Origin of the sequence: Eubacterium sp. 1001713B170207_170306_E7 (assembly GCF_015547515.1) — a bacterium.
GTDB lineage: Bacteria > Bacillota > Clostridia > Eubacteriales > Eubacteriaceae > Eubacterium.
This window is the reverse complement of the sequence record NZ_JADMVE010000001.1, coordinates 761,350-786,944: the sequence shown is the minus strand read 5'-3', so window position 1 is coordinate 786,944 and position 25,595 is coordinate 761,350. Positions and strand designations below refer to the sequence as shown.

The following is a 25,595-nucleotide window of genomic DNA, read 5'->3' as shown; positions in this document are numbered from 1 at the left end:
ATCATTATACTGTTTCTGGCAAAATTCTGCAATGTTATTAAATTTTGATTCAGGTATAAACGCAGCCGCAAAGCGGGTATGTGCCAGACTTTTTCTTTGTTTTTTTTCTTACTTTGGCACAAAGCCCTCAATATTTTTTATCTCCACCGAGATGGTGCCATCGGGGTTATTTCTGAACTCCACAATATCCTCCCGCATGAGGTAGTCTGTGGGAATCGAAAGCTCAATACCCGAGTCGGTGACAAACTTCTGTTTTTTAAAGATTTTGCTCTCGATATTATCGCTTACCGCTACCTTGCGCTGAGTGAGCCCTTTCTTGGCCGCTTCTTCTCTGAAGCGCTCCTGTACTGTAAAGTCATCGCCAAAGGTTGCCTGGGCGATGCTGTCCATATCAATGACCGAATCCGATTCGTAATCATCGGCAATGACCTGCTTGACCGTATTCAGCTTTTCGATATCGCCGTTATACTCGCTGGCAATAATTTTTTTAACGGTCTTTTCCACAATATCAAAGGTTTGTTTTTCTGAGAGCACATCCTCACACAAAACAAGGCGGTTCGAAAGATAATATTCTTTTTTGTCATCAATCTCAAATTTCTTTTCCTTGAGATAAATCTGGTCGGTGTTCAGATTGATGATCACAAACTCATCCAGGCGCTGCCCCTCTGTTGGCAGTGAGCAGGGCTGGCGCAGAATATCATTTAAACGGCCCTCCTCATGATCGACATAGTGGATATAGCTGTGCTTATAATTCAGCTTTAAAACGCCCAAATAAGGCTCTCCATCGCCAACAAAATCCACCACCAGTAAATCTGCCGACGGCACGCCTGCATTCTCAAGCATAAAATCATATAACAGGCTGGCGATTTCCTGGCTGACGGAAGTAAAGCTTTCGTCATCTTTTTTGTACAGCTGCACCAGCTCACAAAAGCGGCTTGGCGGCTTCACAAACTGGGTTCTTTTAATATCCGGGTCCTTCATGGCCCGGGTCAGGTGCTTGTACAAATATTCCTGGATACCGATGGGCAGCCCCAGCAGCGTATCCGAAAGTACCGGAATTCCCGCATTCGTATCCAAAATGTGTAAAATCGCTCTTTTTACATGAACGTCGATTTCCATAAAAACTCCTCACACAAAAGCGCGGCTTCCGCCGCGCTCTTCTTTTATTCTCATTTATTTTTAAAACTACATACTTCTGAAAACGCCCTTGTTCAGTCTGAAATAATCAATACCTGAAATCAGGGTCAGCGCCAGCGCGACATAAACCATGATGTTGCCAAACAGCAGCAGTGCGGGGAATGCCATAACCGGCCAGTTGACCAGCAGCAGCGCGATGATGGCGATCATCTGGGAAATGGTCTTGGCCTTGCCCCATTTGCTGGCGGCAATGACAATGCCGTCGGAGGCTGCCAGTGTCCGCAGGCCTGTAATGGCGAATTCGCGGGCAATGATAATGATAACCACCCAGGATGGGATCATCTGGAGCTCAACCAGACAGATAAACGCCGAACAGGTCAGCAGCTTATCGGCCAGCGGATCCATAAATTTGCCGAAATCGGTAATCAGATTCCGGCTTCTGGCCAGATGCCCGTCCACCGCGTCCGAAGCAGAGGCGACGATAAAGATCACGACTGCGATGGGCTCGTGGAATGGGAAATTGACCAGCAGAGCAATAATAAAGAAAGGAATCATAATGATTCGGGCCATGGTAATTTTGTTAGGTAAGTTCATTTTCTACATCTCCTATCAAATCATAATCCAGTGTCTGGATTATTTTTACTTTATAGAAATTGCCAATGTCTAATACCTCTTCCCCGCTATTGGCAAAAACCATACAATCGATTTCTGGTGCATCACCATAGGTTCTGCCGGAGTAAGTCCCCGGCGCTTCCATTTCTTCTATTAAAACGTCCAGGCTTTTGCCAACAAAGGCCTCGTTGGCTTCAGCTGTTATTTCTTCCTGCTGTCCGTATATTTCATTCCACCGTCTTTCCATAACGGCATCATCCACCTGGTTTGGGAACTCTGCCGCAGGGGTTCCTTCCTCCTGCGAGTATTTAAACACACCCAGACGGTTGATCTTAAGCGCTCTTAACGCGGCCAGGAGTCCCTCATGGTCTTCCTCTGTCTCACCGGGAAAGCCGGTGATGATCGCTGTCCTCAGCACTGCGTCAGGCAGCTTTTGGCGGATCAGGCCAACCTGCTCAAAAAGATGCGCCTTATTGATCTGACGCCCCATGCGTTTTAGAATTTTATCCTCAGTATGCTGAATCGGAATATCAAAATAATGACAGATGTTGTCGTGGTCTGCAATCACATCCAGAAGCGCTTCGGTGATGCCTTCAGGATACATGTAAAGCAGGCGTATCCAATGGAAAGAAAAATCCTCTGACAAACGGGTCAGCAGTCCGGCCAGATCAATCTCCCCATCGAGATCATTTCCGTACTGGGTGATGTCCTGCGCGATGATGATCAGCTCTCTGACGCCCTTTTGCTCCAGATAAGCCGCTTCTTTATAGATCGCCTCCGGCTGGCGGCTTCGATGCTTTCCACGGATTTTGGGAATCACACAATAGGTACAGTGGTGGTCACAGCCCTCGCTGATTTTCAGATAGGCCGTGATGGTATTGTCCTCAATATACCTGGGCATTTCTTCCAGATAAGGCCGGTCGATATCGCCAGAGAGGGTTTCTCTGCCCTTTCCAGCCTCGAGATTTTTAATCAGGTCAATGATATTGTCAATATGACCCACACCCAAAAAGCCGTCGACCTCGGGCATTTCCTCGGCCAGCTCCTTGTGATAGCGCTCCGCCATACAGCCGGCTGCTATAAGAAGCTCACAGGGCCCGCTTTCCTTATAGCCCGCGTATTCGAGAATATACTCGATGGATTCCTCCTTGGCGGCCTGGATAAAGCAGCAGGTATTAACCACAATGATTTCTGCCTGCGCCGGGTCGGCCTCAATGGTATAGCCGTTTTCCGCGAGCATCCCCAGCATCTGCTGGGCGTCCACGGTATTTTTATCACAGCCCAGGGTTGTGATGTGTATCTTTTTCAATCTCTCACCTCCTGTAGTATTCTTCCTGCGTCATCAGCAGGGTACGCGGCTTGCTGCCGTTTGGCCCTGATATGATTCCCTTCTGCTCGAGAGAGTCGATGAGCCTTCCTGCCCGGGCATAGCCTACCTTCAGCTTACGCTGAAGCATGGAGGTTGATACCTGGTTATAGGTAAAGGCGGTCTCAACTGCCTGGTCAAACAGCGGGTCCAGATCATCCTCTTTGCTTTCCTCTTCCTCCTGGGGCTCGTTAATGGCCTCCTCGATTTCATCGTTATAGGTCGGCTGTTTTTTCGGCTTAACCGCATTGATAACACGGTTGATTTCCGCGTCAGATACAAAGGTGCACTGTACGCGCAGCGGCTTGGACTTGCCAACCGGGTAGTAGAGCATATCGCCCTTGCCCAGAAGCTTTTCAGCCCCGGCCATATCAAGAATGGTCCGGGAGTCTGTGTTTGACGCCACCGAGAATGCGATACGGGATGGAATATTCGCCTTGATCAGCCCGGTGATAACATCCACTGACGGACGCTGTGTCGCGATGATCAGGTGAATCCCGCAGGCTCTGGCCAGCTGTGCAATACGGCAGATCGCGTTTTCACATTCCTTGGGCGATGTCATCATCAGGTCGGCCAGCTCATCGACAACAATGACAATACGCGGGAGCTTTTCCCCGTCCTGGCTGGCCATCAGCTCATTGTACCCGTCAATATCACGCACGCCATTTTCCTTAAACAGCTGATAACGGTCGGTCATTTCCTTAATGCCCCAGTTCAGGGCATAGGAAGCCTTTTTAGGATCGGTGACCACCGGAATCAGCAAATGCGGAATGGCGTTGTACTGGTTCAGCTCGACCATTTTGGGGTCAATCATAATAAAACGTAAATCCTCGGGCGAAGCCTTGTACAAAAGACTGACGATAATACTGTTGATACACACGCTCTTACCCGAGCCTGTGGCTCCGGCGATGAGCACATGGGGCATCTTGCTGATATCACCGATAATATTCTGTCCGGACAGGGTTTTACCGAGGGCAAAGGGCAAAGGCCCTTTAAAGCCTTCAAAGGCCGGCGTCTCAATGATCTCACGCAGTCCGACAATAACGCTCTCCTCGTTGGGCACCTCGATGCCGACCGCGGCTTTTCCCGGGATGGGCGCTTCGATACGGATATCCGAGGTTGCCAGATTTAACGCCAGGTCGTCGGCCAGATTAACGATTTTATTGACCTTTACGCCGGGATCCGGCTGCAGCTCAAACCGGGTAATGCTCGGCCCGACGTCCACCCCCACAATTTTGGCGTGCACACCGAAATTAGACAGGGTTTCCTCAATGATCCTGGCTTTTTTGACCACAGCGTCTTTTCTGTTTTTTGAACCAGAGGCTGGCGGGTTTAGCAAGGTCGTTTCCGGAAAATGATAAACCTCGTCAGCCTCCAGTTGAGGGTTTATGGGATCCTCCCCATCGTTGGCGTCATCGGATAAATCCAGAAGCTCATCCACAATTTTATTTTGCTTCTGTTTCTTTTCTGGAAGTATAAAAAGGCTTTCCTGCTGCTCTGCTTCCTCAAAATCCTCCACAGGGTCTGATTCGTCCAGCTCTTTATTGACATCGTCAATAAAATCCAGAATCTCTGTATCAATTGAAACCTTTCCGGTTTCTGAACGCTGGAATAAACCGTCATAGCCATCATTGGCGGGTTCTTCCTGCTTTGTCTTATTTTTCTGGGCTGTCTTGCTTTTTTCACTCAGCTCCTTAGAGAGCTTTCGTTCCTCTACCAGATCGTCAACCTTATTTTTCAGGGGGGCGACGCCAAACTTATTTTCCTTCATTTTCTGGTAATACTCATTAAAGTTTGCCCGTACAATCAACAGCGCTTCGGCGATGGTCGCCAGGATCAGAAAGACAATGGTACCAACCTTTGTTACCAGCATCTGAAGGAAATAAGACAGCAGTATCCCGATAATTCCGCCGTAACCGCCGTAGCTGGCCACGCTGAAAAGATCCAGCACACTGTAGGTCAAAAGCCTCGGAATATTCAGACTGAAAACCACCATCAGATTAACCAGCAGTAAAAATACCATGATCAGCGTCTGTATATTTCCCCTGTGCTTATCAAAAAACAGCATAATACCCCAGGCGATCATATAAAGGGCAATCATGATAGTTGTATTGCCAAACATATAGGTAAAGATAACTTTTCCCACAATTTTATCTAAAATTCCGGGCGTTGCTGTCAAAAAAGCATAGCCGACATAGAGGCCTAAAACGGCCAGCACTGCGCCGGTGATCCTCTGCTTGACCATGGGGCTCATGCCAGGCTGCTTTTTGGCCCTGCTGCCCGCACGGCTCTTGGATGCGCCCGCCCGCTTTTTGGCCGGTTTCTTTTTGCTTGCTGTTGCCACCTTATTATCACCTCACTTACTTAATAAAAAAAGGCACAGATCCTCTGTACCTTGTATTCCTACATACCGGAATGTCCAAATCCACCGTCGCTGCGTTCTGTTTCCGTCAGAGCCTCTACACTGTCGACCTCTACAAAATCAGCAGTCACATAGGATTTTATTACCATTTGCGCGATGCGGTCACCGGGATGAATGGTATGGGAAAAGGCCTTCAGATTTGTTATAATAACCTTTATTTCACCACGGTAGTCCGAATCAATGGTACCAATCCCATTGACCAGGGCAATGCCGTGCTTCATAGCCAGACCCGAACGCGCCCGGATCTGCGCCTCGTATCCCGGCGGCAGTTCCAAATAAATCCCCGTCGGAATGGTATAAATATTCTGGTTTAAAATCTCAATCGGCTGTTCTATATTCGCGTATAAATCCACCCCGGCAGCACCGGAGCTTTGATACTCCGGCAGCGGGTATTTGGATGCGTTGTATATTTTTACCTTGCACTTTTCCATATTATAACACTCAATCCTTAGGTAAGCACGCTTTTCTTGATAAATTGATGCGGCCCTTATCGTCAATTTCAACAACCTTAACGGTTACCTTGTCGCCGATCTTTACCACATCCTCTACGGATTTCACGCGTTCTTTGGCAAGCTTGGAAATGTGAACCAGGCCGTCCTTGCCACCAGGCAGAGATACAAAAGCGCCAAAGTTCATAATACGAACAACTTCGCCGGTATAAACCTCGCCGACTTCCACTTCCTTGACGATATCTTCGATAATCGCCTTCGCTTTATCTGCCGCAACGCCGTCCTCAGACGCGATATAGATGGTACCGTCGTCCTCAATATCAATCTTAACGCCGGTTTCCTCAATAATCTTATTGATGACCTTTCCGCCTGAACCGATAACGTCACGAATCTTATCCGGGTTAATGGTCATGGTCATAATCCGCGGTGCGTAGGGTGATAGCTCAGCGCGCGGTTCGGAAATTTCTTCATTCATGATGCCCAGAATATGCATACGGCCAATACGGGCCTGTTCCAGAGCCTGAGTCAAAATTTCTCTGTCAATGCCATGGATCTTAATATCCATCTGGATAGCGGTGATCCCGTCCTTAGTACCGGCAACCTTAAAGTCCATATCGCCGAGGAAGTCTTCCATCCCCTGGATATCGGTTAAGATGGCCAGCTTTTCATCTTCCTTGATCAGGCCCATCGCCACACCGGCAACCGGTTTTTTAAGCGGTACGCCTGCTGCCATTAACGCGAGACTGCTGCCGCAGACGCTGGCCTGAGAGGTGGAACCATTAGAGCTTAAAACCTCGGATACCACACGGATGGCATAGGGGAATTCTTCTTCCGGCGGAATCATTGGCAGCAGCGCACGTTCTGCCAGTGCGCCATGGCCGATTTCACGGCGGCCCGGGCTTCTCATAGGTCTTGCTTCGCCGACACTGTAGCCTGGGAAGTTATACTGGTGCATGTAGCGTTTTTCTGTATCGTTGGATAAGCCATCCAACACCTGCGCGTCTCTTAAGACACCTAATGTCGCGATGGAAAGCACCTGTGTTTCCCCTCTGGTGAACAGGCCGGAGCCATGAACTCTTGGAATAAAATCAATTTTCGCGCTGATTGGACGGACTTCATCCATCTTACGGTTGTCGGGACGGATACGGTCTACCAAAATCAGACTGCGGACTTCTTTTTTCTGTAAAGCGGTCAAAATGGTATCAATATCATTTAACTGCTCAGGATAAAGCTCACCAAAATGTTCAACGACTTCGGTTTTAACCGCGTCAATATTTTCAAGACGCTCTGTCTTATCTTCAGTGTGAACTGCTTCGTGCATTTTGCCGCCGACAAAGGCTTCGACCTCTGCGGTCAGTTCTTCCGTTGGCAGATAAAGGGTATAAGCCTTCTTTTCCACACCGACAGCAGCGACGATTTCTTCCTGGAAAGCCACAATTTTCTTGATTTCTTCATGGGCAAATAAAATCGCTTCCAGCATGGTTTCTTCCGAAACTTCGTTGGCGCCGGCTTCTACCATCATGATGGCATCCTTGGTACCGGCAACGGTCAGGCTTAAATCGCTGACTTCACGCTGGGCTTCGGTCGGGTTCAGAATAAATTCGCCGTCGATCAGGCCAACCGCCACAGAGCCGGTAGGACCATCGAAAGGAATGTCTGAAATGCTGAGGGCAATGGACGCCCCGATCATCGCGGCGATTTCCGGTGCGTTATCCTGTTCGACAGACATAACGGTGGTAACCACCTGTACATCGTTGCGGAACCCTTTGGGGAACAGCGGACGAATCGGGCGGTCAATCAGACGCGAGTTTAGAATGGCTTTTTCGGACGGACGGCCTTCTCTTTTCAAGAAGCCTCCCGGTATTTTACCAACTGCGTATTGTTTTTCTTCATAATCCACGCTCAGCGGGAAGAAATCCATGCCTTCACGGGGTTTTTTAGATGCAGCTGCTATGGCCAGAACACTGGTTTCACCATAGCGGATCATTGCAGAGCCCTTAGCAAGCTGTGCAACCTCGCCGATTTCCACCTTAAATGGGCGGCCGGCAATTTCTGTTTCAAATATTCTCATTAATACCTCCAATGATATCAGCCGATTTACGAAGCGGCTGAACTCCGTTTATTTCAAAACCATCTGCACAGATGTTCGAAAATTCAAAGAAAAAAGGCGGAATACTCCGCCTTACAGTACTATTTTCTCAAGCCTAATCTCTGAATTAATTCACGATAGCGCATGATATCTTTCTTTTTGAGATAGTTTAATAAACCTCTACGCTGACCGACCATTTTCAGAAGACCTCTTCTTGAGTGATGGTCTTTTTTATGAACGGCAAAGTGTTCATTTAAACCATTGATTCTTGCTGTTAAAATAGCAATCTGTACTTCCGGAGAACCAGTATCACCTTCGTGTGTCTGGTACTCTGCAATAATGCGTTCTTTTTCTTCTTTTGAAATCATTTGTGTCAATTCTCCTTAAAATTATAAATAGACTCCGTAATCACAGTATTTCGTTGGAGTTTCGAAAAACCAAGAGAACGGGCTTAACGTAATAATGATACCATAACCGCAGAGCGGTGTAAAGTTTTTTTATCAGAGTTCCGGGATTATTTCTCCCGCTTCATATTCCGAAATCAATTTTTTGCAGAGCTCAATGGTTTTCTCCATCGAATGGTTCCTGGCTTCCTCAGACATATTCTCAGCCATCTGCTGAATAATGTATTTATTCTCAATGAGGAAATCGACCATGGAGGTCAGCTCTTTGATCTTGTCCACCTTGATGGCCATGCCGCTTTCTACCAGATAATCGGCATTCTCTTCCTCCTGTCCCGGATAATAATACGGGATAATCATCGGAATACACTTAACGATGGCTTCGGTGCTTGTCAGTCCTCCAGGCTTGGAAATAATAGCGTCTGATTCATCCATGAGCTCCGGAATATTATCGACAAAGCCATGGATTTCCACGACCTTATCCTCTGTCTCGTAGACCTTGTTTAAAAATTCAATGGAGCGTTCAACCTTTTTGTTATTGCCGCAGACCACAATAATTTTAATTTTTTCCTGAGCCTTCATCAAAGCCACAAAGGCCTTTTCCATCTGTCTGGTCCCCATACTGCCCGCCATGAGCAGAATGGTACCGCGGATGGCCGGATCCTCAATCTCGGCTTTCTTTCGGGTATCCTCCACAAACTCCTGTCTTATGGGAATCCCAAAGGGATAAATAATATCCGGATTTACACCCTTTTCAATCATCGTTTCTTTTGTATACTCACTGCCTACCACATAGGCGTTAATTTTTTTGTGCAGGTATACACTGTGAATTTTATAGTCTGTCACAAAAGAGAGCACCGGAAGATCGAAAGCGCCGTGCTCCTTTAAGGTCCCTAAAATATTGGTGACAAAGGGATGGGTTGAAATCAGCAGATGGGGCTGTTCCTTCTGAATCATGGGAACAATCTCCGGATTCATGACCCTTGTCATCATTTTAAAAATATTCTGCTGAAAAGGCGTCATGTGGTTAAATTGGTTATAAATCTGCTCATACAGCTTTGGCACATTTTCAACCAGCTGTTTATACCCCTTTGTGACAATTTTATCTAAAACGGCGCTGCTTTCCTTGAAGGCATCATAAACGTCTACCTCAAAACCATATTCGGATAAAGCCTGGGCAATGGATTTTGCCGCCAGGTTGTGTCCCGCACCGGTGGATGCTGTGAAAATAAAGATCTTAGACATTGACCCCTCCAATTTTTCGTCTGTTTTATTTTATCTGATGCTTCATTTTAGTCGTCAAAATCTTTGGTAAAACGGTACTGCACCTTCATTAATTTACCGCCAACTGCTTTTTCACGGCGTTTTTCCGCTACATAAAAAGCGCCCAGTACAGTCATCATACCAGCTGCTACTGCAGATAAACTAATCATTACTTTTTTTAACATTTTGGACCTCCTGTAAATCCTGTTTAATAAAAAATGTTCCTATTTCATTACCTTCTAAAATATCATAAATCACTTTAACATCCTCACCGGACGCGATGATGGTGTCTATTCCGCGGTCGGTCGCATACTTGGCCGCCCCGATTTTAGTCACCATACCGCCTGTTCCCAGGCCCGAGGTTGAGCTTCCCGCGCTGCCCAGAATATCGGAATCAATGACCTCAACAGTCTGAAGCAGCCTGGCATCTTCATTTTCGTTGGGATTTGAATCGTACAGCCCGTCCACGTCTGAGAGAATAATCAAAAGATCAGCCTCCACAATGTCAGCGGTCATGGCAGACAGGATATCATTATCCCCAAAGCATTCCTCCTGAATTTCATCCGTCGCGATACAGTCATTTTCATTGACAATCGGGATGATGTTCCTGTTTTTCAGCGCCTTAAAGGTATTGATGGCATTGCTTCTTTTAATGGAATGCTTAAACACATCCTTGGTCAACAGAATCTGCCCCACATTCTGGTGGTATTCATCAAAAAACTTATGGTAAATCTCCATCAAAAGCCCCTGGCCCACCGAAGCAGTCGCCTGCTTGGCCTCCAGTGTCGTCGGCCGTTCCTTTAAGCCCAGGCGGTTCATTCCGCAGCCGATGGCGCCCGAAGATACTAACACCATCTTTCGCCCGCTGTTTTCAAGGTCGGTCAGAACTCTTGCCAGCTGATCAAGCTTTTTTAAATTGAGGGTCCCATTGGCGTGGGTCACCGAGGTTGTCCCCATTTTTATGACAATGGTCTCTGCTTCCTTAATTGTCTGTCGCATTTAATGCGCCTCCATTTGTCTACTGTTGTCCTCCATTCAGGCAGCTTAAACCGCTCCATTTTCATGAATTGTTTTTGCTGTCGATCGGGTGACTATTCTGAAATATTATCATATCAAACTTAACTTAATTTTGCAAGTTTGTTTTATAATACGAGGCGTATATCTCCTTCTGCTGATCCGCGCGATTTCAGGGTTTTGCCGTACAGAGAACGTTCCTGAGAAAACACTCTGCAGGGCGTCAGGAAACCCAAGAATAATATTTTGCAGATCCTGTTGAGCCAATGGCCTTCATAAGGCGAAGGCCTAACTACGTCTCACTATTCCCGAGACACAAAGTATTGTACTCCTCATTACTCGGTTTTTGAAGAAGAACTTTTTTAATTTTTTATACCCAACCCAAAGCCTCCCTTTTCTTTCAGCCGTTTTATGTGCTTCAAAACTAAAGCTTTCCTTAGAAACAGGCTGACCTTTGTTTTTCCCGCCTGTCTGAGGGTATATAAGAACTAACAATTCTTATTAAGGAGGCTTTATTATGAGCAAAGATACAGGTTTTGTCGATCAGGCAAAAGGTGAAGTAAAGGACAGAGTTGGCGGTGCTACCGGCGATAAGGGTCTTCAGGCTGAAGGCATGATGGACAAAGCGGCCGGAAAAATCAAAGAAAAAGCAAATGATGTAAAAGATAAAGCAAAAGATGTTGCTGATGATGTAAAAGATCGTCTGAATCAATAAAGCATTAACATAAAAAACCGGGATATTCCAAACTGAATATCCCGGTTTATTTATTTTTTGTTTTTGATTTCGATGCTTAATCAACTCAGCTGCAGCCTGTGGTGGTGCCGCAGTCCATACAAACTTTACAGGTACCGTTTCGCACCATACGGTCACTGCCGCACTGGCTGCACACTTCCCCATAGAGCTTTTCACCTTCAATTTCCATTTCCATCTGAAGCGGCACAGTATCAGGTGTGGGCGCCGCCGTGCTGGCGTCTACCCTGGCCAGGGGTGCCTTTGGTTTCACCTGGCACTTGGAATAATCGCCGCATTCAATATCAATCACCTTGGAGATTAAATCCGAAATGGAGGACGCGTATTTGATGTACGGATGTCTCTGTACAAAACCTGACGGCTCGTACTTCTGGCCTCTCAGCATGATGGAGATCTTTTCTGGCGGAATATTGTACTGAAGCATATTGGAGATGGACTTGGACAGTGAAGCCAGCAGTCCTTTGACCACTGTACCATCCTTATCGGTGGATACAAAAATTTCCGCAATTTTACCGTCATCGTAAAAACCAATGGTGATGTAAAGCTCAATATCACCAATCTTGGCCGCATGGGTCCGGCTCATGCGCATACCATCCGGCTTGCGCCGGTTGGGTACGCCCTGATTGCAGTCTCTTGCAAATTCCAGAAGCTCTTTGTAAGAACAATCCTCCAGACGCTTTTCGTCTTCTTCCTGCTTACCGGAGCTTAATGGCTGTGAAGCCTTGCAGCCGTCCCGGTAAACCGCAATGGCTTTGGTGCCGGTTGTGTACGCTAATAAATGGATATTTTTAACATCCTCTATTTCAGCGTCTGAGGGCAGGTTAACGGTCTTTGAAACCGAACCGCTGATCATGGGCGTGATGGCTGAAACCATAAGGACATGGCCCTCTGGACGGATGGTGTTGGCGGTATCAAAAACCGGAATATGTTCTGGCTTGATGTGCGGTGCGCCGGACAGACTGTCATGCCGCAGATAGCCTTTTTCGTCCTTATCCAGCATATAGCCTAAAATATCCGAAATTTCCTTTGGCTTGTAGCCCAGATTCTTTAACGCAATTTCCATCACTGGATTCACGATTTCCATGGAGCCGCCGCCCACCAGCTTTTTGAACACGACATGATTGTAGAATGGTTCGACCGAGGTCGCGCCGCAGTCCATCGCAAAGGAAATGGTGCCGGTCGGTGCGATAACACTGACCTGCGCATTGCGGTAACCATTGGCTTCGCCGTAATCAATGGCATCCTTCCAGGCATCCCGGATACGGCTGCTGATATTCAGGAAGCCCATTTCTTCTAAAAGCTTATGATTGATTTTGAGCGGTTCGTAGGTCATTTCCTCATAGTCATCGGTCAGATAGCCCGCAACACGGCTGTGATTGCGGATGACACGCTTCATATAAGGACTGTTGATCTCATATTTCGCAAAAGGACCGACCTTTCCTGCCATCATGGCTGAAACATAGTAGGAATGGCCTGTCATGATGCCGCATAATGCCGCGATCAGATTGCGGGCTTCGTCGGAGTCATAGGGATAGCCCAATGCCAGAATCAGTGACGCTGCATTGGCAAGGCCCAGACCGGTGGTGCGGAAAAGGTAGCTTTTCCTGGCAACATCCTCTGTGGGGAACTGCCCCCAGTAGATTGAAGCCTCCAGCACCAGCTGGATCAGTCCGGCTAAATGTGAAAAGCGTTCAATGTCAATTTTGTTGGTTTCCGGGTCAAAGAAGCGGAAAATATTGATGGAGGCCAGGTTACAGGCCGTGTCATTTAAAAAAGCATATTCTGAGCAGGGGTTTGTCGCATTGATGCGGTTTTCCTTTTTGGAGGTATCGCCGTCCTCACCGCCCGGGCAGGTATGCCAGGCGTTAAAAAGATCGTCGAACTGAAGCCCCGGATCGGCGCAGGCCCAGGAAGCTGTGTTGATTTTCTGCCAAAGCTCCTTGACGGGTACTTCACGGTTAACGGCGTCATCCACACGGCCCTTCAGGGTCATTTTATGATCTGGTTCATGCTCCAGGTTAATGACCGCATCCATGAACGCTTTGTTTAATCGGACGGAGTTGTTTGAGTTCTGTCCTGCGACAGTGCGGTAAGCCTCACCGTCCATGGAGATATCATAGCCCATCTTGCCAAGGGCGCGGACTTTATCCTCCTCCTTGACCTTCCAGTCTACAAATTCTTCAATTTCAGGATGATCCACATCCACTATGACCATTTTAGCCGCACGCCGGGTGGTACCGCCAGATTTGATGGCACCCGCATTGCGGTCAAGGCCCTGTAAAAAGCTCATCATTCCCGAAGACTGTCCACCGCTGGACAGCTTTTCATTTACGCCTCGAAGCGATGAAAAGTTGGTGCCGACTCCGGAGCCGCCTTTAAACAGCTTGGTTTCGCTGACATAGTGCTCAGAAATGGAGTGATGCCCCAGCAGCTTATCCTCAATGGATAAAATAAAGCAGGCGCTGGACTGGGTGCGGGTATAGCGGTCATCGGACTCTCTGACCTTGCCGGTCGCCTCGTCATAGTAATAAAGGTCGTCCTTGTCGCCTTTAATGCCATAGCTTCTGGACAGACCCGTATTGAACCACTGTGGCGAATTTGGTGCCCACATCTGTTTCAGCAGGGCGTAAACCATCTCGTCGTAAAAAATCTGCCATTCTTCGTCTGTCTCAATGATGCCTTCTGCCTTTAGAGCATCCGCCCAGAAACCAACCATTCGGTCGGCCACCTCACGCATGCTGTGCTCATAGCCCAGACCGTTGGGGATGCCCCGTCGTCTGAAATATTTGCTGGCTATGATATTACAGGCATTTTGCGAATAATCAACTGGAAATTCAAGATCTTCCATGGATAAAATAGTCGCGCCTGTCTGATAATTTGTTAAATTGACGTCAACATTCTGCCACTCGAAAAGATCGTAGACAGTCTTATCACTGCCTTCCAGTTCTTTCGTAAAATGTCTTTTAAATAGATCTTTCAGCTCTTTCAATCTTAAACTCCTTATAAATTCAGTTTGTAAAGGCCTACACAAGATGTGCGACGCTGTTTTTTATTATAACATATATCTGGTATAATGCGTGGAATAAATTCCTGTAATCCACATCAGGTTTCTGGTAAAAAGAAAACATAAACAGTAAAAAGAGACTCTCTGCTTTGAGAGTCTCTTTGAAACGCTAATAAAAATCAGGACTTCTGCTTTTCTTCCTGTTCTTCTAAAACATCTAAATCTACGGCTGCATTGGTCGCCGCTTCTTCAGTACCGATAACATCTTTTTCAAAGGTACCGGCTTCATGGGTCTCTTCTACTGAGACAGACTCCATTGCATCATCTGTAAAAGACTGGCGTCTGACCTCAGGCTCTGCTTCGCAGATGGATTTTTCCTGTCCAGCAACAACGACTTTTTTATGATTCGACATTTGCATGTCTCCTTTCAAAGTTTAGTTGCCTTTCTTGTCGTCTCCACCCATTTTAACCTTCTGCCCCACCTTACTTTCAGTACCAGCCGCAATCCGCTTGATATTCGCGCGGTGCTGGAATACTGTCGAGCAGCAGAGGAACAGGGCAAAAACCAGCTCGGGTGTAAAAACAGCCCCATGCGTAATAAAAATACTTTTAATGAGAACTGCAATCGGAAGGGATACCATCCCGATGATGGAAGTCAGCGACATCATTCTGAAAATCGCCAGGAAGATCAGGCCAACCGCAATACAGATCAGCGCAATGGGCCAGTCAAAGACGATAAAAACGCCGATGGAGGTTGCGGTTCCTTTTCCACCTCTGAAACCAAGGCAGACCGGCCAGTTATGACCGCAGACCACTGCAATCCCCGCAGCAGCGACCCATGCTTCGCTGAAACCAAGCAGTCTGGCGGCAAGAATCACAACAGAGCCCTTAAGCGCATCCAGTATAAAAACAGGAATGGCATATTTCAGACCCATTGTCCGCAGTACATTGGTCGTACCCGCGTTGCCGCTTCCGTAATTACGGACATCCTCACCCTTTACAGCGCGGACCATAATATAGGCAAAATCAAGATTACCGATAAAATAGGCCGCCACAACCAAAATCAAGCCAATAAGTATACTCATACTAAACTCTCCTCACACATAATCCTGAGCTACTGCTCTTTAACGCGCTCGATAAGGATCAGGAGTTTTTCGATGATCCGGTCATAGTTCTCTTTTTTATGGGGAACAAGGCAATTTGTACAGTTCTTTATACCCTTTTCTGTGTATTCAAAACCACCGCCGCAGTCCCTTCCCAGCGCGTACAAAGGACAGTAACAAAATAAACAGTTAAACTCATCCAGATTTTCTGTTTTATGACAGGGAAAGTATTCACAATCCCTGTTCTGAAAAAACTTAAAGTTTTCTGTTTCAAATTCTTTTTTACACATAGCCTTTTAGTTGACGGCGTCCATTCCGACAGCCATCGCTTTAATATTCAAATCCACAAATTTGGGTTTCACATTATTTCGGATAATTTCATCCCAGGCAATGTCCTGAAGCCCCATGGATTTAATAATGGCACCAAGCAGAATAACATTCATCACCTTGAGGTTGCCCATTTCTTCGGCCATTGCGGAGGCATTCATCACGCGGACATTGGCTTTTTCCTGCAGTGTTTCCAGAATTTTTTCCGGATAGGTGGCTTTGCCGATAACAACCGGCAGTGGCCAGATTTCCGCATCATTGACAATAATCTTTCCGTCTTCCTTTAAAAAGTCAATGTAACGCAGCGCTTCCATTTTTTCAAAGGCGACAATAATGTCTGCGGTTCCCATTTCAATGACTGGCGACTGAACATCGTCACCATAGCGGACCTGGGATGAAACAGAGCCGCCGCGCTGGCTCATCCCGTGAATTTCACTCATCTTCACATCGTAGCCGGCTTCCATCAGCCCGGTGGTCAGCAGCTTTGCCGCTGTAATGGTTCCCTGACCGCCAACACCAACCAATAATATATTTTTTGTTTTCATTCTACTTTTCCTCCTCTACATAAATGGCATGCTTCGGGCAGATTTGCAGGCAAACCTCACAGCCCAGACATGATTCTTCCAGAATACCGGATTTTTTCGGTACGGTAGAGTTAAAGGCTAAAGCAGGGCAGCCGGATTTCAGGCATTTCTTACAGCCGATGCACAGGTCGGTATCCACCTTGCAGTGACGCTTGAAAGCTTCCGGGAACTCTTCCTTGTCTGCCTGAGAGAATCGCTTGAGCGCGCACGGCCAGCGTGTGATAATGACAGAGGCTTCGTCATTGGACAGGCCCCAGTCAAGCGCCGCGTCGGTTTCTTCCAGATTGTTCGGGTCAACAGTACGGACATTCTTGACACCCAGTGCGCGGACAATGGTTTCAATATCCATGATCGGCGCGGGATCGCCCTTCAGGTCATAGCCGCTGCCTGGGTTTTCCTGGTGGCCGGTCATCCCGGTGATCCGATTATCCAGAATAACGGTTAAAACATTGCTCTTGTTATAGGTAACATCCATGAGACTGGTCATGCCGGAGTGGAAGAAGGTGGAATCGCCGATAACAGAGACAACCTTCATATCTTTATTTTTGATCGCCATTGCTTTTGCCACTCCGTGGCCGCCGCTGATGCTGGCGCCCATACAGATCATGGCATCGGTGGCATTGTACGGCGGGGTCAGGCCCAGCGAGTAACAGCCGATGTCACTGAAAATCATGACGTTTTTGCGGCGGCCCAGCTCATAGAAAATCCCACGGTGCGGACAACCGGCGCAGAATGCCGGAGGACGGCCAACGACCTTTTCAGGGTCAGGTGCCAATGTCACTTCATTTTTGCCGTAGAGGGCTTCCCGGATGCGTTCAGGCGTCAGTTCGCCCATGGCCGGAAACAGCTCTTTCCCGATGACATCAATCCCCATGGCCTTGATTTCAGTTTCAAGAATCGGATCGTTTTCTTCGAGGACATAGATCTTTTTAACCCTGCCTGCAAACTCGGCAATCATTTTTTTCGGCAGCGGGTAGGTAAAGCCCAGTTTTAAATAGGATGCGGTATCGCCAAAGACTTCTTTCGCGTAGCGGAAGGCCACGCCGGAAGCGATCACCCCGATTTCCTTCTGGTTGTCTTCAATGTAGTTCCACTTTGAGGTTTCTGTATATTCTGCCAGTTTTTCAAAGTTTTCTGCCAGCTTCACCTGCATCACGCGGGCATGGGCCGGCAGAGGGCAGTTTTTCATAATATCTTTTACGTATTCTTTATCGTCGACTTCTACGCGGTCCTGGCACTCGACAATAGATTTTGAGTGGCAGACACGGGTGGTCATCCGGTACAGCACCGGACAGTCATAGGTTTCGCTGACTTCGTAAGCGTCTTTGAGCATATCCTTGGATTCCTGGCTGTCGGACGGCTCAAACATGGGCATTTTAGCATGACGCGCATAGTTGCGGTTGTCCTGTTCATTCTGTGAGGAATGCATACCGGGTTCATCGGCCGTTACGATGACAGAGCCTCCGTTGACGCCTAAATAGGCGAAAGTGAAAATCGGGTCAGCCGCGACATTTACCCCAACATGTTTCATGACAGCCAGTGAACGGATGCCTGCAATCGAAGCACCTGCAGCCGCTTCAACCGCTACCTTTTCATTTGGCGCCCATTCAGAAACAATGCCATCATAGGTCGCAACATTTTCAAGCGTTTCAGTACTTGGCGTACCGGGATATGCTGTGGCAAACTTAACGCCGGCTTCCCAGGCCCCGCGGGCAATGGCTTCATTGCCGGTTAATAATTTCTTCATATTCTCTCCTCTCCTGTAAGGGCGGGAGTCGCCCGTCCTTGTGACAGCTTAAAATTAACTTGTTCAAACTCCAGGTCTAAAAGGCCCTGAACTTATTTTTATCATTATACACCAAACCATACAGGAATTCAAAAAATCAATCTCTGTATAATTGTTTTTTCTCCGGCACATTAAACGAGGCCATAGCCTTCAGGATGCCCCTGGTGCCATTTCCAGGCGGTTTCAATGATGTATTCGAGTGATGAATTCACCGGTGACCATCCCAGCGCTTTCTGCGCTTTTTCTGAGCTTGCGATCAGTACGCCTGGATCTCCGGCGCGGCGGTCTGCAATTTCAACCTCAAAATCTTTGCCAGTGATGGCTTTAACCTTTTCAATGACTTCTAGAACGGAAAAGCCATTGCCGTTGCCCAGGTTATAAACATCACTGGTTTCAGATTTTGTCAAATCCTCCATTCCCAGAATGTGGGCTTCCGCAATGTCCATTACATGGATATAATCGCGGATACAACTGCCATCAGGCGTATCATAGTCATCGCCAAAAACATAAATCTTATCGCGGATGCCCTGAGCTGTTTTTAAAATCAGCGGTATCAGGTGGGTTTCCGGCGCGTGATCCTCGCCGATCTCTCCGCTTGGGTGTGCCCCGGAAGCGTTGAAATAGCGGAAAATCTTGTAGTGAAGCCCGTGGGCTACCTCCATCCAGTGCAGCATTTTTTCAACGGCCAGCTTTGTTTCGCCATAGGTATTGGTAGGATGCTTGGGTGTCTCCTCATCAATGGGCAGACGTTCCGGCTCGCCGTAGGTCGCCGCTGTCGATGAGAAAATAAAATGCTTGATGTCATTATTAACCATGGAACGCAGCAGGCACAGGGTTCCGTAGACATTGTTATCATAATATTCAATGGGCTTTTCCATGCTTTCGCCTACCAGTGAGTTGGCGCAGAAGTGCATGACACAGCCAACCTCATGGCGTAAGAACAATCTTTCAAGGCAGGCGGCATCACGGATATCCCCCACCTCCAGCACTGCGCCTCCGGGCACTGACTGGCGGTGTCCGGTGGACAGATTGTCCAGCACCACCACTTCATAGCCCTTGTCCAAAAGCGCTCTGACCACATGAGAACCTATATAGCCGGCTCCTCCGCAAACTAAAACTTTCATCTATCTGTCTCCTTATTGCTTTGTCAATTATGCTTAATAATAACGCATGAAATCTTCATTGTAATTTGAGCGGACATACTCGATTTCCGGATCGTTTACCCTTTCACGAAGCAGGCTTTCCAGCAGGCCCACCACCATCTTTTCTGTACCGAAGTGTCCGGCGTCGATAACCCAGAGGTTGTTTTCCGCAGCCCGCTGGGCGTCGTGGTATTTCAGGTCTCCGGTAATGTACACATCGGCCTTTTTCACTTTGGCCAGCCCGATAAATTCCGCTCCGCTGCCTGTACACAGGGCGATCCTCCGCACCTTTGCCGGCTCGCTGCCCGCGGCCCGTACATGGGACAGGTTCAGCGCTTTTTTTACATGTTCGATAAAAGCGTCCGGCGGCATTGGCTCTTCCAGCGTACCAATTTTACCGAGGCCATTCTGGTTTAAAAGCGCGCCGTTTTCGAGCGGGTATAAATCATAGGCCATCTCCTCATAGGGGTGGACCTTTTTAAGCTTTTGAATCAGGGTTTTCATCATCCTACCGTCTATAATGGTTTCCACACGGTCTTCCCTGACGGTTGCCACTTCACCCTGCCCGCCGATAAAGGGTGAAGTGCCCTCAAGGGGCTTAAAGGTTCCCTGGCCCACTGTGCGGTAGGTGCAGTGGCTGTAATTGCCGATAAATCCAGCGCCGCTGTCCCCCATTACTTTGACGATTTTATCTGTATAATCCACCGGCACATAAACGACAATTTTATAGAGCTTATCCTCATCGGATGGGTCTAACGGCTGCCGTTCTTCAATGCCGAGGGTTTTTGCGATATAGTCATTAAGGCCAAGCTCTGCCTTATCCAGGTTGGTATGAGCGACATACAGGCTGATGTCGTTACGGATCAGCTCGGCCACAATCTTTCCTTTCAGCTCGTCGGTACAGATGGATTTGATACCATTAAAGATAAAAGGGTGATGCGCGATAATCATATCGGCTTTTTCCATAACCGCTTCCCGCACCACTGCCTCGGTGACATCCAGGGTCAGCAGTACCTTTTTTACTCTTTTCTGGTATGAGCCGATCTGCAGTCCAACGTTATCCCAAGATTCCGCAAGGCTTCTCGGTGCTACGGCTTCAATCACCTTTGTTATTTCACTGCATTTTACAGCCATTTTTCACCTCCATCAGCGCAGCCGCAATGGCTGTGCTTTTCTGATACTGTTCTCTGGCGATTTGGGTATGCTTATTTTTTGTACTTTCAATGATTTTATTTTCCAGCTCCAGCTTCCGGTCGATGAGTTCAGGCAAAAGAGGATGCTTCCGTCTTTCCGCCTCATAACCAATCAGGTAATCCAGATCGTTTTCAATGGACATTTCACCCTTTTCAGCCACGATGATTTCATATACACGGCGTTCTTCCTTCGCAAGGTCCTCATTTACAATCACAAAGCCATTGTCCTCCAGAAAATGCCTGACAATGAAGGCATTGTTCATGGGCTGGAGCACCAGGCGTTTTGCTGAGACTGCCACCTCATAGGATGCTGTCAGAAGCTCCCTTATGAGATAGCCGCCCATGCCTGCCATGACAATGGTGGCGGCTTCACCGGGCTTTAACACGGTCAGGCCCGAGCCCAAACGCGTTTCAATCTGTTTTTCATAACCAGACTGGGCCACAAGCCCCTCAGCCTTTTTTAAGGGCTTTTCATTAATATCCGCCGCTACTGCCCGCGGAATCAAGCCCTGTTCCATTAGATAAACAGGCAGATATCCGTGGTCTGTACCGATATCTGCCATGCTTTCATTTTTTAATACATTATCTGCAATCACCTGCAAACGTGGTGTCATCATTTTAGGTCAAATAATCCTTTAATTTCTTGCTTCTGCTCGGGTGTCTCAGCTTTCTGAGGGCCTTTGCCTCAATCTGGCGGATACGCTCTCTGGTAACATTGAACTCCTTGCCAACCTCCTCCAGCGTGCGGGCGCGGCCATCGTCCAGCCCAAAACGCAGTCTCAGCACCTTTTCCTCACGATCTGTGAGTGTATTGAGCACCTCCATAAGCTGTTCCTTCAGCAGAGCGTAGGACGCTGCCTCAGACGGTGCGGGGGCATTGTCATCTTCGATAAAATCGCCCAGATGGCTGTCCTCTTCCTCGCCGATTGGTGTTTCTAAAGATACCGGGTCCTGCGCGATTTTCTGAATTTCACGAACCTTTTCTTCCGAAAAGCCCATTTCCTTGCCGATTTCCGCCGGTGTGGGTTCACGCCCCAGCTCCTGAAGCAGCTGTCTGGACACACGAATGAGTTTATTGATGGTTTCAACCATGTGCACAGGAATACGGATGGTTCTGGCCTGATCCGCAATGGCGCGGGTAATGGCCTGGCGAATCCACCAGGTCGCATAGGTGCTGAACTTAAAGCCCTTGGTATAGTCGAACTTTTCCACTGCCTTGATCAGGCCAAGATTGCCTTCCTGAATCAGGTCCAGAAAGGACATACCGCGGCCGACGTAGCGTTTGGCAATACTGACAACCAGACGCAGGTTGGCTTCAGCCAGCTCTTTTTTAGCGTCGTCATCGCCGGCTTCCATACGCTTGGCAATGCCCATTTCCTGCTCCGCTGTCAAAAGCGGCACTTTACCGATTTCTTTTAAATATAACCGGACCGGATCATTGACACTGACGCTGTCTCCCAGATCAATATCCTTGACAGGGTCCTCCTCAATCTCAATTTCTTCCAGCTCCGCCACGTCAATATCAATATCCAGATCAATATCATCGGTCTCGATCTCCATATCCTGGAAGGTCAGGTCGATGCCCTCCTTCTGCAAAAGCAGATAGATGGAATCTATTTCTTCCGGGTCCAGATCTGTCTTTTCAAGCACTTCCTCAAAATCGGCATTATTCAGGGAGCCCTTTTCCTTACCGCGTTTGATCAGTGTCTGAACTTCCGGCATTGCCTCCAGATCGGTGATCGCATCAACCTCGTCGAGCAGTTCCTCCATATCTGGTTTCACTTTTTTCTTTTTTGCTTCAGCCATTTATATCCTCCTGACTTTCGATCATATCTTGTTACATTTCTTTTTTCAATGTAATCATTTTATCCATTAAAACGGCGGCTTCATCCTCGCTCGCTTTACTGATTTCCTGTTTTATCCGCTCAATTTCGGCAGACCGGTAAAAATACATGATAGTTTTGATGCATTCCTCCAGCTTTGCGTTTTCGATGGGGGTATCATCCATCAAAATGGCGGATACCGGCTTCACCTGCTCCGCATCCTCAAAATGGTTCATGAGCGCGGCCGGCGATATGTTTTCGCCTTTTTCATACAGCCCTGTGACAAGCTCGTAAAGCTCTCTGAAAAAGCCCGGGCTGAAATGCTCCGCCCTTAATCTGCCAGAGCCTAAAACCTCCGGCTCCATCATTCCCTTTCTCAGAAAGAGAATCTGGGCCTCCTCATAGGCCTTGGGCATTTTCTGCCAGTAGTCGATCTTTTCTCCGACATCAGCTTCGGTCAGGTCCACAGGCTTTTTGCGGTATACCTCCCGCCGGATGACCTTCAGGTCAATTCCTGTTTCTCTGGCGAGCCGTTTGCTGTAAAGGTCGATCTGAACCTCGTCTGAAAGCTGTCTGAGCACCGCAATGGCCTGATTAATATATTTAATCCGCCCATCGGTCTGGCTGAGATCAAATTTCTTTCTCAAAAGGCCTATCTCATACTCCACAATGGTGATGGCTTCGGCAATCTTTTTTTCAAAGGCTTCTCTGCCATGCTTCTGGATATAGGTATCCGGATCATCCTCAATGGGTAACCTTAGTATTTTAACATTCAACGGTGTATTTTTCAAGATCGCAATGGCTTTTTGTGTGGCGCTCTCACCGGCGGCGTCGCCGTCAAAACAAAGCACCACCTCACCCACATAGCGCCCCAGAAGGGCTGCATGGTAAGCGGTAAAGGCCGTGCCAAGAGCGGCCACCGTATTGCGGACGCCATGCTGATAAAGTGAGATCACGTCCATATAGCCCTCGACGATGAGCATCTGCCCGCCGGCAATACTGCTTTTGGCGTGATTCATATTAAAAAGCTCGGTTCCCTTTGAAAAAACCATGGTTTCCGGTGAATTCAAATATTTTGGTCCGTTATCATCCTCATTGATCCGCCTGCCGCCAAAGCCGATAATCCTGCCTGTGGCGTTCAGAATCGGAAACATGATGCGGTTTCTGAACCGGTCGTACATGCGTCCGTTTTCACTGCGCATCACAAGGCCGGAATCAAGCATCTCTTGATCAGTATACCCCTTTTGCCGGAGGAACCCCAATGCGTTCTGCCAGCCGTCAGGCGCCAGTCCCAGGCCATATGCCTTGATGGTTTCCGGCGTAATTTTGCGGCCTGCCAGATAGTATTGTGCGTTTCGGTTCTTTTTCAGACAAAGATAATAATAGTTGGCCAGCTCACGGTGCAGTTCATAGAGGCGTTCTTTTTTTTGATAGCGTTCATTATCCTCAGCACTGCTGCCGTTCTCCGGCAAAATAATATGCGCCCGTCTGGCTAAAAACTTCAGCGCATCCACAAAAGGAAGATTTTCAATGGCCATGACAAAGCCAATCACATTCCCTCCTACGCCGCAGCCAAAGCAGTGATACAGCTGCTTATCAGGCGACACTGTAAAAGAAGCGGTCTTTTCATTATGAAAAGGGCACTTGCCCTTGTATGAGCTTCCGGCTTTTTTCAGCGTCACATACTCTGATACAACGTCGACAATATCGTTGGCCTGCAGCACCTGGTTAATAACCTCTTCACTATAACGAGGCGCCATCATCTCACCACTTTCTCTGTAATATCGGATCTCTATACCAAAGGGTACTTTATTATTATTCTTTTTTTTACATGAATATCCTTTAAAAAAAGAAGAACTTTTTTAAAAATTGCCAGCATCCATCATCTTTTCTTAAGTTTTTTAAGGATTAAATACCGTTTATCCCTTAGAATCTGTGCTATAGTACGAATTTCATAAGGAGGCTTACATGACAATACGTGAAGAATTGTTTTTACTTGCAGAAGATGATTATCGAAAATTTCAGCAAAAATTACTGCCAGAACATTGCGAATTGATTGGAGTACGGCTTCCTGCCCTTAGGAAAATTGCGAAACGTATTGCGAAAGCGGATTATTCGCTTTTTTTAACGCGCGAACCCGAAGATTATTTTGAAGAAAAAATGCTCAAAGGCATGGTGATCGGTTATTTAAATCCTGAAAAAGAGGGCCTGGATACCATTCTGAAATCCATTGATTTTTTTATATCCAAAATCGACAACTGGTCTGTATGCGACAGCTTTTGCAGCGGATTGAAATATGCCAAAACTTATCCGGATCCATTCTGGGCATTTGTTCTGCCCAAGCTTACATCCGAAAAGGCCTTTACCCTTCGCTTCGGCATTGTGATGCTTTTGTTTTACTACATCGACGAAGCCCATATTCACCAGATTCTTGAGCTTCTGGATTCTGTATGCCACCAGGACTATTATGTGAAAATGGCGGTTGCCTGGGCCTTGTCCATGTGCTATGTGAAATTTCCGGATACCACCTTGCCTTACCTTTCGGGCGAAAACGCACTGGACACCTTCACCTATAATAAAGCCTTACAGAAAATCATTGAATCCAGACAGGTTTCCGCGGATGAGAAGAATCGAATACGCCAGATGAAAAAAAGAGGCTAGAGCGCCCCTTCAATTTTCAAAAGCTGTTCCTTAATACCGACTCCGCCGGCATAACCCACCAGCCTGCCGTTTGAGCCAATCACCCGGTGGCATGGAATGATAATACCAATAGGATTGCGGTTGTTGGCCATACCGACCGCCCTGCAGGCCTTTGGATTTCCAATATCCGCCGCTACCTGGCCATAAGTCCTCGTTTCACCATAAGGAATTTGCCGGAGCGCTGCCCAGACCTTTTTCTGAAAAGTGGTGCCCTCTGGCGCCAGCGTCACATCAAATACCTTTCTCTCGCCGCGGAAGTATTCCTCAAGCTGGTTAAAGGTTGTTTTTATCAGCTCTGTTTCACACAGCTCAGCATTTTTCCCGAATTTTTCCATTTGAAAGCCCAGGCGTATGACCGCAAAGCCATTGTCCTCTATGCCCAGTCTCCCCAGGCTGGTTTCATAGTAAAATACATTTTTCATCATTTCC

24 protein-coding genes are annotated in these 25,595 nt (G+C 47.6%); 2 read left to right on the top strand and 22 right to left on the bottom strand.

Annotated features, from left to right (window positions below):
• Positions 1-108 precede the first annotated feature (108 nt).
• The 10 genes from I2B62_RS03910 to proB all read right to left on the bottom strand — a co-directional run bounded on the left by I2B62_RS03910 (position 109) and on the right by proB (position 10,738).
• Positions 109-1,119 carry a nucleoid-associated protein gene (locus I2B62_RS03910; protein WP_195267656.1) on the bottom strand — a complete coding sequence of 337 codons (1,011 nt, stop codon included), beginning with the start codon at positions 1,117-1,119 and terminating at the stop codon, positions 109-111.
• Between the two features lie 66 nt (positions 1,120-1,185).
• Positions 1,186-1,731 carry a CDP-diacylglycerol--glycerol-3-phosphate 3-phosphatidyltransferase gene (gene pgsA / locus I2B62_RS03905; RefSeq protein WP_013380371.1) on the bottom strand — a complete coding sequence of 182 codons (546 nt, stop codon included), beginning with the start codon at positions 1,729-1,731 and terminating at the stop codon, positions 1,186-1,188.
• Complete coding sequence (rimO, locus tag I2B62_RS03900) at positions 1,718-3,058, bottom strand: 30S ribosomal protein S12 methylthiotransferase RimO (protein ID WP_195267655.1); 1,341 nt, start codon at positions 3,056-3,058, stop codon at positions 1,718-1,720. Before rimO ends, pgsA begins: the two co-directional genes overlap by 14 nt.
• A gap of 4 nt (positions 3,059-3,062) precedes the next feature.
• Complete coding sequence (locus tag I2B62_RS03895; protein ID WP_195267654.1) at positions 3,063-5,459, bottom strand: DNA translocase FtsK 4TM domain-containing protein; 2,397 nt, start codon at positions 5,457-5,459, stop codon at positions 3,063-3,065.
• A gap of 59 nt (positions 5,460-5,518) precedes the next feature.
• The gene (gene dut, locus I2B62_RS03890; protein ID WP_195267653.1) at positions 5,519-5,968 is read right to left on the bottom strand and encodes a dUTP diphosphatase; all 450 of its coding nucleotides are present in this window, start codon (positions 5,966-5,968) and stop codon (positions 5,519-5,521) included.
• 10 nt (positions 5,969-5,978) lie between these two features.
• A complete protein-coding gene (locus tag I2B62_RS03885; RefSeq protein ID WP_195267652.1) occupies positions 5,979-8,057 on the bottom strand; it encodes a polyribonucleotide nucleotidyltransferase in 2,079 nt (692 codons plus the stop codon).
• A 119-nt stretch (positions 8,058-8,176) separates the two neighbouring features.
• Positions 8,177-8,443 (bottom strand): 30S ribosomal protein S15, encoded by a 267-nt coding sequence (rpsO, locus tag I2B62_RS03880; RefSeq protein WP_013380366.1) that lies wholly within the window; start codon positions 8,441-8,443, stop codon positions 8,177-8,179.
• A gap of 132 nt (positions 8,444-8,575) precedes the next feature.
• Complete coding sequence (locus I2B62_RS03875; RefSeq protein ID WP_195267651.1) at positions 8,576-9,721, bottom strand: glycosyltransferase; 1,146 nt, start codon at positions 9,719-9,721, stop codon at positions 8,576-8,578.
• A 47-nt stretch (positions 9,722-9,768) separates the two neighbouring features.
• Positions 9,769-9,924 (bottom strand): stress-responsive transcriptional regulator PspC, encoded by a 156-nt coding sequence (locus I2B62_RS03870; protein WP_195267650.1) that lies wholly within the window; start codon positions 9,922-9,924, stop codon positions 9,769-9,771.
• Positions 9,902-10,738, bottom strand: a complete 837-nt coding sequence (proB, locus tag I2B62_RS03865) for a glutamate 5-kinase (RefSeq protein WP_195267649.1) — start codon at positions 10,736-10,738, stop codon at positions 9,902-9,904. Before proB ends, I2B62_RS03870 begins: the two co-directional genes overlap by 23 nt.
• Positions 10,739-11,270: 532 nt before the next feature.
• On the opposite strand from proB, the gene I2B62_RS03860 reads away from it, so the two are divergent.
• On the top strand, positions 11,271-11,468 hold the full coding sequence (locus tag I2B62_RS03860) for a CsbD family protein (RefSeq protein ID WP_195267648.1): 198 nt from the start codon (positions 11,271-11,273) through the stop codon (positions 11,466-11,468).
• An 85-nt stretch (positions 11,469-11,553) separates the two neighbouring features.
• On the opposite strand, the gene I2B62_RS03855 is transcribed toward I2B62_RS03860, so the two are convergent.
• From I2B62_RS03855 to dnaG, 11 genes are all read right to left on the bottom strand, one after another.
• Positions 11,554-14,493 carry a vitamin B12-dependent ribonucleotide reductase gene (locus I2B62_RS03855; protein ID WP_195267647.1) on the bottom strand — a complete coding sequence of 980 codons (2,940 nt, stop codon included), beginning with the start codon at positions 14,491-14,493 and terminating at the stop codon, positions 11,554-11,556.
• 194 nt (positions 14,494-14,687) lie between these two features.
• Positions 14,688-14,921, bottom strand: coding sequence for a hypothetical protein (locus tag I2B62_RS03850; RefSeq protein ID WP_195267646.1), 234 nt, complete (start codon positions 14,919-14,921; stop codon positions 14,688-14,690).
• Positions 14,922-14,942: 21 nt separating this feature from the next.
• Positions 14,943-15,593, bottom strand: a complete 651-nt coding sequence (plsY, locus tag I2B62_RS03845) for a glycerol-3-phosphate 1-O-acyltransferase PlsY (protein WP_195267645.1) — start codon at positions 15,591-15,593, stop codon at positions 14,943-14,945.
• A gap of 29 nt (positions 15,594-15,622) precedes the next feature.
• Positions 15,623-15,901 carry a cysteine-rich small domain-containing protein gene (locus tag I2B62_RS03840; protein ID WP_195267644.1) on the bottom strand — a complete coding sequence of 93 codons (279 nt, stop codon included), beginning with the start codon at positions 15,899-15,901 and terminating at the stop codon, positions 15,623-15,625.
• A gap of 6 nt (positions 15,902-15,907) precedes the next feature.
• Positions 15,908-16,483, bottom strand: coding sequence for an indolepyruvate oxidoreductase subunit beta (locus I2B62_RS03835; protein ID WP_195267643.1), 576 nt, complete (start codon positions 16,481-16,483; stop codon positions 15,908-15,910).
• 1 nt (position 16,484) lies between these two features.
• Positions 16,485-18,269, bottom strand: a complete 1,785-nt coding sequence (iorA, locus tag I2B62_RS03830; protein ID WP_195267642.1) for an indolepyruvate ferredoxin oxidoreductase subunit alpha — start codon at positions 18,267-18,269, stop codon at positions 16,485-16,487.
• Positions 18,270-18,439: 170 nt separating this feature from the next.
• The gene (gene galE / locus I2B62_RS03825) at positions 18,440-19,432 is read right to left on the bottom strand and encodes a UDP-glucose 4-epimerase GalE (RefSeq protein WP_195267641.1); all 993 of its coding nucleotides are present in this window, start codon (positions 19,430-19,432) and stop codon (positions 18,440-18,442) included.
• 33 nt (positions 19,433-19,465) lie between these two features.
• On the bottom strand, positions 19,466-20,584 hold the full coding sequence (locus I2B62_RS03820; RefSeq protein ID WP_195267640.1) for a Nif3-like dinuclear metal center hexameric protein: 1,119 nt from the start codon (positions 20,582-20,584) through the stop codon (positions 19,466-19,468).
• Positions 20,565-21,260 (bottom strand): class I SAM-dependent methyltransferase, encoded by a 696-nt coding sequence (locus I2B62_RS03815; protein ID WP_195267639.1) that lies wholly within the window; start codon positions 21,258-21,260, stop codon positions 20,565-20,567. The genes I2B62_RS03820 and I2B62_RS03815 overlap by 20 nt, the downstream gene beginning before the upstream one ends.
• 1 nt (position 21,261) lies before the next feature.
• A complete protein-coding gene (gene rpoD, locus I2B62_RS03810; RefSeq protein WP_207735949.1) occupies positions 21,262-22,413 on the bottom strand; it encodes an RNA polymerase sigma factor RpoD in 1,152 nt (383 codons plus the stop codon).
• A gap of 67 nt (positions 22,414-22,480) precedes the next feature.
• Complete coding sequence (dnaG, locus tag I2B62_RS03805; protein WP_243259403.1) at positions 22,481-24,229, bottom strand: DNA primase; 1,749 nt, start codon at positions 24,227-24,229, stop codon at positions 22,481-22,483.
• A gap of 205 nt (positions 24,230-24,434) precedes the next feature.
• Here dnaG and I2B62_RS03800 point away from each other — a divergent pair, with 205 nt between their 5' ends.
• Positions 24,435-25,127, top strand: coding sequence for a DNA alkylation repair protein (locus tag I2B62_RS03800; protein ID WP_195267637.1), 693 nt, complete (start codon positions 24,435-24,437; stop codon positions 25,125-25,127).
• On the opposite strand, the gene I2B62_RS03795 is transcribed toward I2B62_RS03800, so the two are convergent.
• Positions 25,124-25,588, bottom strand: a complete 465-nt coding sequence (locus I2B62_RS03795; RefSeq protein ID WP_195267959.1) for a methylated-DNA--[protein]-cysteine S-methyltransferase — start codon at positions 25,586-25,588, stop codon at positions 25,124-25,126. The genes I2B62_RS03800 and I2B62_RS03795 overlap by 4 nt on opposite strands.
• Positions 25,589-25,595: the final 7 nt, after the last annotated feature.

What these genes read in the sequence shown, in the direction of transcription:
- pgsA (WP_013380371.1), bottom strand. Translation starts at nt 1,731, where the DNA reads ATGAACTTACCTAACAAAATTACCATGGCCCGAATCATTATGATTCCT.
- I2B62_RS03870 (WP_195267650.1), bottom strand. Translation starts at nt 9,924, where the DNA reads ATGTTAAAAAAAGTAATGATTAGTTTATCTGCAGTAGCAGCTGGTATG.
- rpoD (WP_207735949.1), bottom strand. Translation starts at nt 22,413, where the DNA reads ATGGAGGAACTGCTCGACGAGGTTGATGCGATCACCGATCTGGAGGCA.
- I2B62_RS03875 (WP_195267651.1), bottom strand. Translation starts at nt 9,721, where the DNA reads ATGTCTAAGATCTTTATTTTCACAGCATCCACCGGTGCGGGACACAAC.
- plsY (WP_195267645.1), bottom strand. Translation starts at nt 15,593, where the DNA reads ATGAGTATACTTATTGGCTTGATTTTGGTTGTGGCGGCCTATTTTATC.
- I2B62_RS03850 (WP_195267646.1), bottom strand. Translation starts at nt 14,921, where the DNA reads ATGTCGAATCATAAAAAAGTCGTTGTTGCTGGACAGGAAAAATCCATC.
- I2B62_RS03835 (WP_195267643.1), bottom strand. Translation starts at nt 16,483, where the DNA reads ATGAAAACAAAAAATATATTATTGGTTGGTGTTGGCGGTCAGGGAACC.
- I2B62_RS03910 (WP_195267656.1), bottom strand. Translation starts at nt 1,119, where the DNA reads ATGGAAATCGACGTTCATGTAAAAAGAGCGATTTTACACATTTTGGAT.
- rpsO (WP_013380366.1), bottom strand. Translation starts at nt 8,443, where the DNA reads ATGATTTCAAAAGAAGAAAAAGAACGCATTATTGCAGAGTACCAGACA.
- I2B62_RS03840 (WP_195267644.1), bottom strand. Translation starts at nt 15,901, where the DNA reads ATGTGTAAAAAAGAATTTGAAACAGAAAACTTTAAGTTTTTTCAGAAC.
- galE (WP_195267641.1), bottom strand. Translation starts at nt 19,432, where the DNA reads ATGAAAGTTTTAGTTTGCGGAGGAGCCGGCTATATAGGTTCTCATGTG.
- dnaG (WP_243259403.1), bottom strand. Translation starts at nt 24,229, where the DNA reads ATGATGGCGCCTCGTTATAGTGAAGAGGTTATTAACCAGGTGCTGCAG.
- dut (WP_195267653.1), bottom strand. Translation starts at nt 5,968, where the DNA reads ATGGAAAAGTGCAAGGTAAAAATATACAACGCATCCAAATACCCGCTG.
- I2B62_RS03800 (WP_195267637.1), top strand. Translation starts at nt 24,435, where the DNA reads ATGACAATACGTGAAGAATTGTTTTTACTTGCAGAAGATGATTATCGA.
- iorA (WP_195267642.1), bottom strand. Translation starts at nt 18,269, where the DNA reads ATGAAGAAATTATTAACCGGCAATGAAGCCATTGCCCGCGGGGCCTGG.
- I2B62_RS03795 (WP_195267959.1), bottom strand. Translation starts at nt 25,588, where the DNA reads ATGAAAAATGTATTTTACTATGAAACCAGCCTGGGGAGACTGGGCATA.
- I2B62_RS03815 (WP_195267639.1), bottom strand. Translation starts at nt 21,260, where the DNA reads ATGATGACACCACGTTTGCAGGTGATTGCAGATAATGTATTAAAAAAT.
- I2B62_RS03860 (WP_195267648.1), top strand. Translation starts at nt 11,271, where the DNA reads ATGAGCAAAGATACAGGTTTTGTCGATCAGGCAAAAGGTGAAGTAAAG.
- I2B62_RS03820 (WP_195267640.1), bottom strand. Translation starts at nt 20,584, where the DNA reads ATGGCTGTAAAATGCAGTGAAATAACAAAGGTGATTGAAGCCGTAGCA.
- I2B62_RS03885 (WP_195267652.1), bottom strand. Translation starts at nt 8,057, where the DNA reads ATGAGAATATTTGAAACAGAAATTGCCGGCCGCCCATTTAAGGTGGAA.
- proB (WP_195267649.1), bottom strand. Translation starts at nt 10,738, where the DNA reads ATGCGACAGACAATTAAGGAAGCAGAGACCATTGTCATAAAAATGGGG.